9 protein-coding genes are annotated in these 13,936 nt (G+C 60.4%); 6 read left to right on the forward strand and 3 right to left on the reverse strand.

The window, feature by feature from the left end; translation table 11 throughout:
• Nucleotides 1-2: 2 nt before the first annotated feature.
• From L63ED372_RS06950 to L63ED372_RS06975, 6 genes are all read left to right on the forward strand, one after another.
• On the forward strand, nucleotides 3-1,550 hold the full coding sequence (locus L63ED372_RS06950; RefSeq protein WP_062404746.1) for a protein adenylyltransferase SelO: 1,548 nt from the start codon (nucleotides 3-5) through the stop codon (nucleotides 1,548-1,550).
• A complete protein-coding gene (gene msrB, locus L63ED372_RS06955; RefSeq protein ID WP_062404748.1) occupies nucleotides 1,547-1,954 on the forward strand; it encodes a peptide-methionine (R)-S-oxide reductase MsrB in 408 nt (135 codons plus the stop codon). The genes L63ED372_RS06950 and msrB overlap by 4 nt, the downstream gene beginning before the upstream one ends.
• Nucleotides 1,955-1,998: 44 nt before the next feature.
• On the forward strand, nucleotides 1,999-2,541 hold the full coding sequence (locus L63ED372_RS06960) for a septation protein A (RefSeq protein ID WP_062404750.1): 543 nt from the start codon (nucleotides 1,999-2,001) through the stop codon (nucleotides 2,539-2,541).
• Complete coding sequence (locus tag L63ED372_RS06965; RefSeq protein ID WP_062404751.1) at nucleotides 2,538-2,810, forward strand: BolA family protein; 273 nt, start codon at nucleotides 2,538-2,540, stop codon at nucleotides 2,808-2,810. The genes L63ED372_RS06960 and L63ED372_RS06965 overlap by 4 nt, the downstream gene beginning before the upstream one ends.
• 81 nt (nucleotides 2,811-2,891) lie before the next feature.
• Nucleotides 2,892-3,665, forward strand: coding sequence for a peptidylprolyl isomerase (locus tag L63ED372_RS06970; RefSeq protein ID WP_062404753.1), 774 nt, complete (start codon nucleotides 2,892-2,894; stop codon nucleotides 3,663-3,665).
• Between the two features lie 372 nt (nucleotides 3,666-4,037).
• Nucleotides 4,038-6,008, forward strand: coding sequence for a peptidase U32 family protein (locus tag L63ED372_RS06975; protein ID WP_062404755.1), 1,971 nt, complete (start codon nucleotides 4,038-4,040; stop codon nucleotides 6,006-6,008).
• Nucleotides 6,009-6,018: 10 nt separating this feature from the next.
• On the opposite strand, the gene L63ED372_RS06980 is transcribed toward L63ED372_RS06975, so the two are convergent.
• From L63ED372_RS06980 to purL, 3 genes are all read right to left on the reverse strand, one after another.
• Entirely contained in the window at nucleotides 6,019-6,285 is a 267-nt protein-coding gene (locus L63ED372_RS06980; protein WP_062404757.1) for a cystatin domain-containing protein, read from the reverse strand.
• Nucleotides 6,286-6,403: 118 nt separating this feature from the next.
• A complete protein-coding gene (locus L63ED372_RS06985; RefSeq protein WP_062404759.1) occupies nucleotides 6,404-9,802 on the reverse strand; it encodes a DEAD/DEAH box helicase in 3,399 nt (1,132 codons plus the stop codon).
• A gap of 10 nt (nucleotides 9,803-9,812) precedes the next feature.
• Nucleotides 9,813-13,799: a phosphoribosylformylglycinamidine synthase gene (purL, locus tag L63ED372_RS06990; RefSeq protein ID WP_062404761.1), complete on the reverse strand. Its 3,987-nt coding sequence runs from the start codon at nucleotides 13,797-13,799 to the stop codon at nucleotides 9,813-9,815.
• Nucleotides 13,800-13,936 lie beyond the last annotated feature (137 nt).

The raw sequence follows: 13,936 nt of genomic DNA on the forward strand, positions 1-13,936 counted from the left end.
TCATGTTATCTGCCCCTTCGGAAACCTCTGCCCGTTCACCTCAGGCCTTGCCTGTGCTGGACTGGACACACCGCCTGACCCAACTGGGCACCCGTTTTTTCACGCCCCTGCAGCCTACGCCGGTGGCCGCACCGCGCTGGGCCGCCCGCAACGACCCCTTGCGCACCGAACTGGGCTGGCCCGCCGAGCTGTTCGACGACGACCACCTGCAAGCCTTTGCGGGCAATGCGCTGATGGTGGGCTCCCAGCCGCTGGCCACGGTGTACAGCGGCCACCAGTTTGGTCAATGGGCCGGACAACTGGGCGACGGACGGGCGATTTGGCTGGGTGAGGCGGCGTCGGCCCAAGGCACACAGGAAATTCAACTCAAAGGCGCGGGTCGAACGCCCTACTCGCGCGGCGGCGATGGCCGCGCCGTGCTTCGCTCGAGCATCCGGGAGTATTTGTGCAGCGAAGCCATGCATGGCTTGGGCATTGCCACCACCCGGGCCTTGTGCCTGGTGGCTTCACCCGAACCCGTGCGGCGAGAAACCATGGAAAGCGCCGCGATCGTCACCCGGGTTGCCCCCAGTTTTTTGCGCTTCGGGCACTTTGAGCATTTTTCTGCCCAAGGCGACACCGATAGCCTGCGCATCTTGGCCGACCACGCGATAAGCCACCACCTGCCCGAGTGCAATGAACGCGCTGTGCTTTGGCAAGGCAATGTGTATGCCGCTTTGCTGGACGTGGTGCAAGAGCGCACAGCCCGGCTGCTGGCGCAATGGCAGGCCGTGGGCTTTTGCCACGGTGTGATGAACACCGACAACATGAGCCTCTTGGGCCTGACGATCGACTACGGCCCCTTCCAGTTCATGGATGGCTTTGACCCGGGCCACATCTGCAACCACTCGGACCACCAAGGGCGCTACGCCTACGGACGCCAGCCGAACGTGGCCTATTGGAACCTCTACTGTCTGGCGCAGGCGCTGGCCCCCTTGATCGACGACCACGACATGACGCTGCAGGTACTCGAAGGCTACAAGAGCCAGTTCCCGCGCTTTTTGGGTGACGCCATGCGGGCCAAACTGGGCTTGTCGGGAGCTTTGGCGCCCGAATCCGAACGCGAAAACGACTGGACGCTGGTCGAAGACGTGATGCAGCTCATGGCGGCTGAAAAAGTTGACTTCACCCTCTTTTGGCGTCAACTGAGCCTTGCGGTAGTGCACCAGTCGCAGGCCCCCTCATTGACCAACACGGGCTGGAGCGCTGTGACCGACTTGGTGCTGGACCGACCTCGCCTGCTGGAATGGCTGGCGCGGTACACCACCCGGGCGGGGCAGGCCCATTTTTCTTCGATGGGCGAGGTCATGCTGCGCACCAACCCCAAGTTTGTGCTGCGCAACCACCTGGCCGAGATCGCCATCCGCAAGGCCCAAACGGGTGACTTTTCTGAAATCGACACCCTGCACAACTTGTTAAAGTCACCCTTTGACGAGCACCCGGGCTTTGAAGCCTACGCCGCCCTGCCCCCCGATTGGGCCGATCAACTGGAAATCAGCTGTTCATCATGAGCAAAATCACCAAAACCGACCAAGAGTGGCGCGAGCTGCTCGCCGCCAAAGGCGCCGAGCCTGTGGCCTATGCCGTCACCCGCCAAGCGGCCACCGAGCGGCCGTTCACGGGCAAATACGAGGGCCATTGGTCCAGCGGCATTTACCGCTGCATTTGCTGCGATGCCGAACTGTTCAAGTCGGGCACCAAGTTTGACGCGGGCTGCGGATGGCCGAGCTTTTCTCAACCCGCCTCCGAAGGGGCCATCGAAGAGCGTGTGGACACCAGCCACGGCATGCGCCGGGTGGAAACCGTGTGCGCCCAGTGCGGTGCACACCTGGGCCATGTGTTCGAGGATGGCCCAGCCCCCACGGGCCTGCGTTACTGCATGAACTCCGCTTCGTTAGACTTCGAGCCTTCTTGACCGACCCCGGCGGCGCTTCTGTGCGCAGCCTCTCACCTTTTTCCATGAAACTCCTCCTCGACTTTTTTCCCATCCTGCTGTTCTTTGGTGCGTACAAGATGGCCGACATCTACACCGCCACAGCGGTGCTGATGGGCGCGACCGTCTTGCAAACCGCCATCATTTACAAAATGGACGGCAAGCTGCAGACCATGCACAAGATCACGCTGGTGCTGGTGCTGGGCTTTGGTGCCCTCACCTTGAGCCTGCACGATGAGCGCTTCATCAAGTGGAAACCCACCTTGTTGTACTCGGGCCTGGCCATCGCCTTGGCTGTGGCCCACTGGTTTTTGAAGAAAAACTTCCTGCACATGCTGCTGGGCACGCAACTGCAGTTGCCCCACGCTGTGTGGAACCGCCTGAACCTGTCGTGGATGCTGTACTGCGTGTTCATGGCCGCCATCAACGCCTATGTGGCCCACTACTTCAGCACCGAAGACTGGGTGAACTTCAAACTTTGGGGTTATGTCTTCCCGCTGGTCTTCATCCTCGGCCAAGGGCTTTACATTTCGCGCTACTTGCCCAAAGACGAAGGTGACCAGAAATGAGCACCCAAACTTTACCCCTGAGCGCCCAAATCCACGCCCGCTTGACCGAGCGCCTGCAGCCCACCGCGCTGCGTGTGATCGATGAAAGCGCTCAGCATGCGGGCCACGTGGGCGCCAACGACAGTGGCGAAGGCACCCACATGCGGGTGTGCATTGCCTCGCCTTTGTTTGCTGGCATCGGCCGCGTTCAGCGCCATCGCCTTGTGTATGATGCGCTGCAAGATTTCATTGACCAAGGCTTGCACGCTTTGGCCATCGAGCTGATCTGAACCGGGCCGTCACCTTGGGGTGGCAGCCCCTTTTTTTGAACCCTAGACCTTTCTCTGACACCCGTCTCTTAGGAAAACACGATGAAAAAGCAAATGCTCAGCGCCGCTATGGTGGCCTTGCTGGCGTCCCCCGTTCTGGCGCAAAACCTGGCTGTGGTCAACGGCAAGCCTGTACCTTCTTCGCGCGTGAAAGCGCTTCAGCAGCAGGTCGAGGCTTCAGGCCGCCCGGTCACCCCCGAAGTGATGGCCCAGATCAAGGAAGAGCTGATCGCCCGCGAAGTCTTCATGCAAGAGGCCCGCAAGCGCGGCCTCGACGCCAGTGACGATTACAAATCACAGCTGGAACTGGCTCGCCAGACGATTCTGATTCGTCAGTTGTTTGCCGACTTCCAAAAGAAAAACCCTGTCACTGACGCCGACATCAAGGCTGAGTACGACAAGTTCGCCAAGGAAAACGGCGGCAAGGAATACCGCGCCCGCCATATCTTGGTGGAGACCGAATCCGATGCCAAAGCTTTGATCGCCGAGATCAAAAAAGGCGGTAGCTTTGAAGAGTTGGCCAAAAAGGCCTCCAAAGATCCAGGCTCCGGCGCCAACGGTGGTGACCTGGATTGGGCCGCAGCCGGCAGCTATGTGCCCGAGTTCTCTGACGCCATGGTGAAATTGGCCAAGGGCCAAATGACCGACGCGCCCATCAAGAGCCAGTTTGGTTTCCACATCATCCGTGTGGACGATGTGCGTGAGGCCCAGTTGCCCAAGCTCGACGAGGTCAAGCCTCAGATTTCCCAACAATTGCAGCAGCAAAAACTGGCCAAGTTCCAGGAAGACCTTCGCGCCAAAGCCAAGATCCAGTGATCGGGTCTTTGACACTTTGAAAAACGCGACTTCGGTCGCGTTTTTTGTTTTTTAGGTTGCAGTGGCGCTGATGTCAAAAGGGATGGGTGCGTCCAGGGGCTCAGAGGCGCTTCGCTTTGCCACATCGCCCCGGCCAGCGCCCATCTCTTCTGTTTTGAGCGCAACGGGAAAATGACAATGCGTTAATCACCCGACGACAATCAAACGCTAAACGGTTGGTCCATCGCCCTGAAGTGGTGGGCACTGGCCGGGGCGATGTGGCAAAGCGAAGCGCCTCTGAGCCCCGGCCAGTGCCCGCCGCTTCAGGGCTCCCCCAAGTACTAATGGGCAAACCCATGGCTAAAAAGACACAAGCTGGGATAATCCCAGCCCATGCAGCCCCACCACCTCGAACTCCTCGCCCCCGCCCGCACCTTCGACATCGGCATCGAAGCCATCAACCATGGCGCCGATGCGGTCTACATTGGTGGGCCTTCTTTTGGAGCGCGGTCCACGGCAGACAACTCGGTGCAAGACATCGCCAAGCTGGTGCACTACGCGCACCGCTTTCACAGCCGAATTTTTGTCACGCTCAACACCATCTTGCGTGACGACGAGCTCGAAGGTGCCCGTAAACTGGCTTGGCAGTTGTACGACGCAGGTGTCGACGCGCTCATCATCCAAGACATGGGCTTGCTCGAGATCGACATGCCGCCGATCCAGCTGCACGCCAGTACGCAAACCGACATCCGCACGCCCGAAAAAGCCAAGTTCTTGCAAGACTCAGGTTTGAGCCAGATCGTGCTCGCCCGCGAACTCACGCTGCCGCAGATCAGTGCGATCCGTGACGTGATCGACACCGAGCGCACGGTGATTGAATTTTTTGTACACGGCGCTTTGTGTGTCGCATACAGTGGCCAGTGCTTCATCAGCCACGCCCACACCGGGCGCAGCGCCAACCGGGGTGACTGCTCTCAAGCCTGCCGCTTGCCCTACGAAGTCAAAGACGCACAAGGTCGCATCGTGGCGCACGACAAGCATGTGCTGAGCATGAAGGACAACAACCAGAGCGAGAACCTGCGCGATCTGGTGGACGCGGGCATCCGCAGCTTCAAAATCGAAGGCCGCTACAAAGACATGGCCTATGTGAAAAACATCACGGCCCATTACCGCAAGCTGTTTGACGAAGTGTTGACCGAACGCCCCGAACTGGCGGCGTCTTCACATGGCCGCACCACCTTCAGTTTTGAGCCCGATCCGAACCAGAACTTCAACCGCGAGTTCACCGACTACTTTGTGCAAGGCCGCAAAGAAGACATCGGCGCTTTTGACACGCCCAAAAACCCCGGCCAAACCATCGGTTGGGTGAGCAAGGTCACGCCCGAGCACGTTGAGATCACCACCGACGACCCGGCCACCGAGCTGCACAACGGCGATGGCCTGTGCTACTACGACCTGCAAAAAGAGCTGGTGGGCTTGCAGATCAACCGCGCTGAAGCCACCAAGGCCAAGGGCGTTTGGAAACTCTTCCCCAAAGACCCGATGGACGGCTTCAAGGACTTGAGAAAAGGCGTTCAGGTCAACCGCAACCGTGACATGAGCTGGGTGCGCACGCTGGACAAAAAGTCTGCTGAGCGCCGAATGGGCGTGTGGATGCAGTTGGTCGAAAATGACAAGGGCCTGCAACTGACCTTGACCGACGAAGCAGGCCATACCGGCTCTGCCCAAATGGCCATTGCCTGGCAAGAGCCCAAAGACGCCGGGCAAGCGGAAGACAAACTCAAAACCGCCTTGGGCAAACTGGGCGACACCCTGTTTGAGCCGCTGGATGTTCAAGTTGCCCTGCCCCGCCCCTGGTTTGTGCCGCCTTCCCAGCTCAACGCCTTGCGCCGCGACGCCGTGCAAGCCCTGGAAACAGCCCGCGCGGAAGGCTTGCATCGCCTGCCGCGTGCGGTGCCGGTGGAGCCGCCTGTGCCCTATCCCGAGGACACCCTGACCTACCTGGCCAATGTCTTCAACCAGAAAGCCCGTGACTTTTACGCCAAGCACGGCGTCAAGGTGATCGCTGCCGCCTATGAGGCGCAAGAAGAGTTGGGCGAAGTCAGCCTGATGATCACCAAACACTGTGTGCGTTTTAGCCTCAGCCTGTGCCCCAAACAGGCCAAAGGCGTGACCGGCGTGCAAGGTACGGTGAAGGCCGAGCCCATGCAACTCATCAATGGCAAGGAAAAACTCACCCTGCGTTTTGACTGCAAACCTTGCGAAATGCATGTGGTCGGCAAGATCAAGAAGTCGGTGCTGAATGCGGTGCCGGAAAGCCCTGTTCAGTTCTACAAATCAAGGCCGATCGTCGGACTTCACTGATTCGAAAGGATCAGTCCAGCCACTCCCAAGCTCGGAGTCGATAGCTGCCATCAGGCTGGCGCCAAACCGTGGCGCTGACGCTACGGCTGGTGCCATCGAGCGTTACCTGCAGCTGAAGTTCGAAGTTCAGACCTGCCACCACCTGCTGGCGGGCTTGGGTCACGTCTTTGTAAAGCACCCTCGCCTTGTTTTGAACGGCAAAAGTCTGAACCGCAAAACGGGCGGCTTCTTGCACCTCGGGGCTGAAAGCATCCGCTGGTGCCCAAGCACCTCCCACAGGCGCTGCCTCGGAATGTGGCGCCGGATCAGTCCTTGGTTTTTCGGGACTGCAGGCCACTATCAAGCCACAAACCAGGACAGCTGACAGTCTGGACAAACTCAGCATCGCCGCCTGCTCAACCCAAGGGTTTGAACAACTCGTTCAGGTCCGACTCACCAAACAGCGGCTCTTTGCGCTGCACCGCACCCGCGTACATGTCTTGCGCCAGTTGCGCTTTGCGCTCTTGCAGGGCCAGCATGCGTTCTTCAATCGTGCCTTGGGCCACGAGTTTGAGCACCCACACGCTTTGGGTTTGGCCGATGCGGTGGGCACGGTCAGTGGCTTGGTTTTCTACAGCTGGGTTCCACCAAGGATCGTAATGGATCACCGTGTCGGCCTGTGGCAGGTTCAGCCCCACACCCCCGGCTTTGAGGCTGATGAGGAACAATGGCACCTGCCCACTGGTGAATTGGTCAATGATGGCGTCGCGGTTTTTGCTTTGGCCCGTGAGCTTGACCCAGGGGATGCCCAAGCGCGGCAACTCTTGCTCGATCAAACTCAGCATGTGGGTGAATTGCGAGAACAGCAAAATTTTCCGTCCTTCTGCCACCATCTCGGGCAACATGTCCAGAAGTTGCTCCAGTTTGGCCGATTGCTGCACCTGACTGGCTGCGCCCAGTTTGAGCAGGCGCGGGTCGCAACACACTTGGCGCAGTTTGAGCAGCGCATCCAGAATCGTGATTTGAGATTTGGCCAATCCCTGCGCGTTCAGCGCATCCCGCACAGTTTTTTCCATGCCCAAACGGATGGTTTCGTACAGGTCCGCCTGTTGGCCTTGCAGCGGCACAGGCATGAGCGTTTCGATTTTGGGTGGCAGCTCGCTGGCCACCACGTCTTTGGTGCGGCGCAGCATGAAGGGCGTGATGCGCTTGCGCAGCTGATCCATTTTTTCGCTGTTGCCTTGGCGCTCGATGGGGTTGCGAAACAGCTCGACAAAGCGTTTTTGGCTGCCCAAAAAGCCGGGCATCAAAAAGTGGAACAGGCTCCACAACTCGCCCAAGTGGTTTTCCATGGGCGTGCCCGACAAGCACAGGCGGTGCTTGGCCGGGATGTCGCCCACGGTTTGCGCAGCGTGGGTATTGGCATTCTTGATGTTTTGGGCTTCGTCCAACACCAGCAGGTGCCAATCGATGGCTATCCACAACTCGCGGTCACGGTGTAACAAAGAGTAAGGGGTCAGGACAATGTCGAAACCGCTCAGGTCTTGCGCCGTCTCATGGCGCGACAGGCCATGGTGGATATGGTTGCGCAGGCTGGGGCAAAAGCGGGCCGCTTCACGCTGCCAGTTGCCGAGCAAACTCACCGGGGCCACGATCAGTGCTGGCTGCGTGAGCCGACCCGCTTCTTTCTCGGTCAGGATGTGCGCCAAGGTCTGCAAGGTTTTGCCCAGGCCCATGTCATCGGCCAAGATGCCCGCCAGATGGTGCGTGCGCAAAAACTGCAACCAATTGAGGCCCTGCTGCTGGTAAGGTCGCAAAGTCGCTTTCAAGCTGGCGGGTACGGGCACCTCGGGCAGGCTGTCGAGGCCACGCATTTGCTGCACCAGATTCATCAGACTTTGAGCGCCCGCCCAAGTCACACCTTCGCCCAAAGATGCGGCCGTTCGCAGCGCATCCAAGCGCGACAGGCGCATTTCATCACCACCCCAATCACGCCCACGCTCTGACACCAGCTCCATCAGGGTGCTCAGCCAAGGCGCGATCTTGGCGGTGGGCAGTTTCACAAAGCCCTCGCCTTGCAAGTCGGGAAGGTACAAATACGGCGGCAAGGCTGCCTTGTCGCCCTCGGCTGTTGCGTGGCTGATTTTTGCAAGGGTCGTCAAAATCGTGGGCACCCAAGGCAAGATGTTCACGCGTTCGCCATCGATGTCCATGCCCAGCGACAAGTCAAACCAGGGTGAGGTTTCCGGTGCTTCAGCGTCACCCGACAAGTCGATGTGCACGTCGTCGGCTTGGCGCAACCATGAGGTCCCCCCCGAGATGAAGTTCACGTCCAGACCCGCTTGGCGCAGCGGTGCAAAGTCGTTCTCAACCCACTCCAGCCAGCGCTGCTGCGACTGCTCGGGCGGCAACACCAGCATGTTGGCATCGAAAGTGATCAGGCCCAGGGCAGCGATGGCCTCGCAGGCTTTGCGCTCGCTGGGCAGGTCGCGCAGCAACATCCGCGCTTGTAAACCCTGCCCTACCAGGACGCGGTTTTGTGTGCCCGGCCAAAAGCCGCGGTGGCCGTCGTAGTCAAACGTCAATTCGGCCAAAAACAAGCCCTGTAAGCCGCGGTCTGCCGGGTGCGCGGGCGCAATGTCGAGCACGGCACGGGGCTTGACGTCCCGAATTTCGGGCATCTTTTGGATCACAGGTGGCAAAGGCACCGGGCCCAAACGTTCGAGCAACTGGTTTTGAAACTTGAAGGCCACACTTTCAGGCATCACAGGCGAGTTGGTCAAGACTTGCAGCTCGTTGGCGCTTAAGCCCTGCGTGTCCAAAGGTCCACACAGGCCTTGAGCTGTGTCCATGAAAAAAGGCGGTTGGTTCAGACCAAACACCACGCCCGGGCGCTGCGGCTGCATGCTCAGCTGCCAGCCATCGGGCTGGTGGTCTTCGCTCTTGACTTCGCGCCAGGTTCCCACCAAGGCTTCGGGGGCGTCTTGCCAGCGCAAAGGGATGCCATCGTCTGACACCAAACGACCGGTTTGGCTGCACAGCTGCAACAACAATTTGCCAGGCATGCCGTGCAGCTTGACCTCGGCCTGAAACCCGTACGAGCTGAAACTGCTGGCAGGCGGACAAGCTTTCAACAGGTCAAAAATATCGCGGTCCAGCGGGCTGCTGGTTTGCCAGATCGGATCGTGCGCCGAGGGTTCACTGCTGAGCTTTTTGGTTTTACCCCACTCGCCATTGCGCTTTTGTGCGGCCCGTTTCACGGCCAAATGGAACACAGGCTTGTAAGCGGTTTGGACAACGGACAAGCTGTACACAAATTGGTCGTGCGTGCTGCCGGGCAAGGCGTAAGCGCTTGGGCCGTTGGCATTTTCCAGCCGGTTCAGCCAGTCGCGGACCTGGTATTCGGCGTGGCTCAGGGCCCGCTCTTTTTCCATTTGGGAGCGGCGCTCCAGGACTTCGGCCGATGGACCATCGGGCCCCCATTCGTCGAGGAGGGCCAAGCCCTGCATCGAAGCCAAGATGCCCAACGCTGCACCGTGCTTGCAATAACGCCCCACCGGACAGGTGCAGCCACTGCGCCACTCGCTCAAGTTGCCACCCGCACTGACCCGCAGCTCGGCATTGACCGTGTAGGGGTGTGCATCGTTGCCTTGAACCTGACCCTGTAAACGCCATCCATCGCCATCGGGGGTCAGTTGAGAACACAAGACTTGGTCTTGCAAGTACAAGGTCGTGCCGCGTGACCAAGCACCCTGGTCAAAGTAAAAAGACAGTTGCGAGGGTGGGAACCACTGAGCGGTGTTGGTGGACTTCATGCGTGACAAATCAGCCCACCCACTTGCGGGCGTTTTGCCACACGCGCAGCCACGGGCTGGCCGATGAGATGTCGCCACTCGTCCAGCTCATCTGCACGTTGCGGAACACGCGCTCGGGGTGCGGCATCATGGCCGTGAAGCGCCCATCCAAGGTGGTCACGGCTGTCAGGCCGCCCGCGCTACCGTTCGGGTTGAACGGGTAAGCCTCGGTGGCTTGGCCATGGTTGTCCACAAAGCGCATGGCACCAATGGCTTGGGCTGGGTTGCCCCGGTGCTTGAAGTTGGCAAAGCCTTCGCCGTGTGCCACCGCAATCGGCAAGCGGCTGCCCGCCATGCCTTGCAAAAACAAGCTGGGCGATTCCAGCACCTCGACCATCGACAGACGCGCTTCAAAACGCTCGCTCTGGTTGGTGGTAAAGCGCGGCCAAGCCTCGGCGCCCGGGATGATGTCGGCCAGTTCGGCAAACATCTGGCAGCCGTTGCACACGCCCAGGCCAAAGGTATCGTTGCGGCCAAAGAAGCCCTTGAACTGCTCGGCCAAGGCCGGGTTAAAGGTGATGCTGCGCGCCCAGCCGATGCCCGCGCCCAGCGTGTCGCCGTAGCTGAAACCGCCGCAAGCGACCAGACCTTTGAAATCGGCCAAGTTGGCGCAGCCCGATTGCAGGTCGGTCATGTGCACATCGTGCGATTCGAAACCTGCCTTGTGGAAGGCGTAGGCCATTTCCACATGCGAGTTGACGCCCTGCTCGCGCAGGATCGCCACCTTGGGGCGCGACAAATTCAGGAAGGGCGCAGCCACGTTGTCAGTCGGGTCAAAGCTCAGCGCCACATGCATGCCGGGATCGCTGGCTTCGCCTGTGGCAGCGTGCTCGGCATCGGCGCAAGCGGGGTTGTCGCGCTGCTGGCAAATCTTCCAGCTCACGCTGTCCCAGACCTGGTGCAGGTCTTCGAGCTTGGCGGTAAACACCTCTTTGGTGTCGCGCCAAATGCTGAGTTCGCCCACACCTTTTTGGATGGTCGATTGCACGGGGCGGGTCTTGCCGATCACATGCGTGTGCTTGGACAAGCCGTGTTCGCGCAGGGTTTGCAGCACCGCGTTTCGGTCTGCCGTGCGTACCTGGATCACCACGCCCAGCTCTTCGTTGAACAAGGCCTTGAGGGTGAGCTCGTCGCGGCGGGCACTGACCTGGCCCGCCCAATTCTTGGCGTCACCATGGTCGGCGCGGCTGTCAGAAATGCCGTCGCCCTCGGTGACCAGCATATCCACATTGAGGGCCACACCCACATGGCCTGCAAAAGCCATTTCGGCCACAGCGGCGAGCAAGCCGCCGTCGCTGCGGTCGTGGTAGGCCAGGATCTGGCCTTTTGCACGCAAGGTGTTGATGGCCTTGACCAAATTCACCAGCGCTTGCGGGTCTTCGAGATCGGGCACGCTGTTGCCAAACTGGCCCAGCACCTGGCCCAGCACGCTGCCGCCCATGCGGTTGCGGCCTTGGCCCAAGTCGATCAGCAACAAGCTGGTGTCATCGGTTTTTGCGTCCAGCTGCGGCGTGAGCGTGCCGCGCACGTCGCTCAGGCTGGCAAAGGCAGTGATGATCAGGCTCACGGGCGATGTGACCTTGTGGGTCTCACCCTGATCGGTCCACTGTGTGCGCATCGACAAGCTGTCTTTGCCCACCGGGATCGAGACGCCCAGCGCAGGGCACAGTTCCATGCCCACGGCCTTGACGGTTTCGTACAAAGCGGCGTCTTCGCCCGGTTCGCCGCAAGCGGCCATCCAGTTGGCCGACATCTTCACGCGGGGCAGCTCGATGGGCGCGGCCAGCAAATTGGTGATGGCCTCGGCCACGGCCATGCGGCCGGACGCTGCAGCGTTGAGCGAGGCCAGCGGCGTGCGCTCGCCCATGCTCATCGCTTCGCCCGTAAAGCCCGCGTAGTCGGCCAAGGTCACGGCCACATCGGCCACGGGCACTTGCCAAGGGCCGACCATCTGGTCGCGGTGCGTCAGGCCACCCACGGCGCGGTCACCGATGGTGATGAGGAAACGCTTGGAGGCCACGGTGGGGTGGCTCAGCACGTCAATGACCGCCTTTTGTAGCGACACACCTGTCAGGTCCATGGCGGGCGACTGGCGCACCACGGTCGTCACATCGCGGTGCATTTTGGGCGGCTTGCCCAGCAGCACATCCATGGGCATGTCCACGGGCGACTCTTGCCCTTTGTCTTCCAGCACCAATTGGCGCTCTTCTGTGGCCACACCGATCACCGCAAATGGGCAACGCTCGCGTTCGCAAAAAGCGGTGAATTGCGCCAAAGACTCGGGCGCAATCGCCATCACGTAACGTTCTTGGCTTTCGTTGGACCAGATTTCTTTGGGCGACAGGCCGGATTCTTCGAGCTTGACGGCGCGCAAATCAAAGCGTGCGCCCCGGCCTGCGTCGTTGGTCAGCTCGGGGAAGGCATTAGACAAACCGCCCGCGCCTACGTCGTGAATGGCGAGGATCGGGTTATTGGCACCTTGCGCCCAGCAGTGGTTGATGACCTCTTGCGCCCGGCGCTCGATCTCGGGATTGCCGCGCTGCACCGAGTCAAAGTCGAGGTTGGCGGCGTTGGTGCCCGTGGCCATGGAGCTGGCTGCACTGCCGCCCATGCCGATGCGCATGCCAGGGCCACCCAATTGAATGAGCAAACTGCCCGCCGGAAATTCAATCTTTTGGGTTTGCTCGGCGTCGATCTGACCCAGACCGCCCGCGATCATGATGGGCTTGTGGTAACCCCGCACCACACCGTCCACGGTCTGCTCGTACTCGCGGAAATAGCCCAGTAAATTGGGGCGGCCAAACTCGTTGTTGAAGGCCGCGCCACCCAAAGGGCCTTCGGTCATGATTTGCAGGGGGCTGGCGATGTGCTCGGGTTTGCCACCGGCTTGGTCGGACATACCGCCCCAGAGTTTGGACACGGTGAAGCCGCTCAAACCCGCCTTGGGCTTGGAGCCACGGCCTGTAGCGCCCTCATCGCGGATCTCGCCGCCCGCACCCGTGGATGCGCCGGGGAACGGTGAAATCGCGGTGGGGTGGTTGTGTGTCTCGACCTTCATCAACACATGGTGCAAGGCTTGTTCGCTCTGGTAAGCCGCGCCCTGCCCTGACGTTCTGGCCACAAAGCGCTCCACCGTGTGGCCTTCCATCACCGAAGCGTTGTCTGAATAAGCCACCACCGTGTGCTGGGGGCTGAGCTGGTGCGTGTTGCGGATCATGCCGAACAGGCTCTTGGGCTGGGCCACGCCGTCAATGGTGAACTCGGCGTTGAAAATTTTGTGGCGGCAGTGCTCGCTGTTGGCCTGCGCGAACATCATCAACTCCACATCGGTGGGGTTGCGATTCAGTCCTGTGAAGGCTTTGACCAAGTAGTCGATTTCGTCATCGGCCAAGGCCAGGCCCCAGGTTTTGTTGGCCTCTTCCAAAGCAGCGCGACCGCCACCCAAGACATCCACATGGTCCATGGGCGCGGGTTCCAAGGCTGTGAACAAAGCCGCGGCATCACCTCGGCTGGGCATGGCCGACTCGGTCATGCGGTCGTGCAGCACTGCGGCCACCTGACCTAATTGCTCTGCAGTCAATTTGGCTGTGCTGAGCAAGCCCGATTTCAAGGTCAAGCGGTATTCGGTCAAGCGCTCCACGCGGCGCACATCAAAACCGCAGTTGTGGGCGATGTCGGTGGCCTTGGACGCCCAGGGCGAGACGGTGCCGATGCGCGGGCTGACCACGATCACCGGGCCATCGCCGGGGCCTGCGTAAGGCTCGCCGTAGGTCAGCAGTGCTGCCAGGGTGTGTTTTTGGGCGTCCTGCAAAGGGGCGGTGGTGGCCACCAGATGCACAAAACGGGCGTTGATGCCTTGGATGTGTGGCGAGATTTCTGCCAGACGGGGCAAAAGCTGGGCAATGCGAAAGTCGCTGAGGGCGCTGGCGCCTTCGAAAGTCGTGATGTGCAGGGACACGGGGTGGCCTTGTGAAGAGACGGGAAACCGTAGCGCCGGGGCCGCTGACTGGGGCTGGCCGGCAAAGGCATTATTTTAACGGGGGAAACCCTGATCCGGCAGCGATTTGGGCAGATTCAGCAACGGTCTGCCGCCAG

Source organism: Limnohabitans sp. 63ED37-2 (assembly GCF_001412535.1).
GTDB lineage: Bacteria > Pseudomonadota > Gammaproteobacteria > Burkholderiales > Burkholderiaceae_C > Limnohabitans_A.

Coding starts and splice junctions, on each gene's coding strand:
- L63ED372_RS06965 (WP_062404751.1), top strand. CDS start 2,538: ATGAGCACCCAAACTTTACCCCTGAGCGCCCAAATCCACGCCCGCTTG.
- L63ED372_RS06950 (WP_062404746.1), top strand. CDS start 3: ATGTTATCTGCCCCTTCGGAAACCTCTGCCCGTTCACCTCAGGCCTTG.
- L63ED372_RS06975 (WP_062404755.1), top strand. CDS start 4,038: ATGCAGCCCCACCACCTCGAACTCCTCGCCCCCGCCCGCACCTTCGAC.
- L63ED372_RS06960 (WP_062404750.1), top strand. CDS start 1,999: ATGAAACTCCTCCTCGACTTTTTTCCCATCCTGCTGTTCTTTGGTGCG.
- L63ED372_RS06970 (WP_062404753.1), top strand. CDS start 2,892: ATGAAAAAGCAAATGCTCAGCGCCGCTATGGTGGCCTTGCTGGCGTCC.
- L63ED372_RS06985 (WP_062404759.1), bottom strand. CDS start 9,802: ATGAAGTCCACCAACACCGCTCAGTGGTTCCCACCCTCGCAACTGTCT.
- msrB (WP_062404748.1), top strand. CDS start 1,547: ATGAGCAAAATCACCAAAACCGACCAAGAGTGGCGCGAGCTGCTCGCC.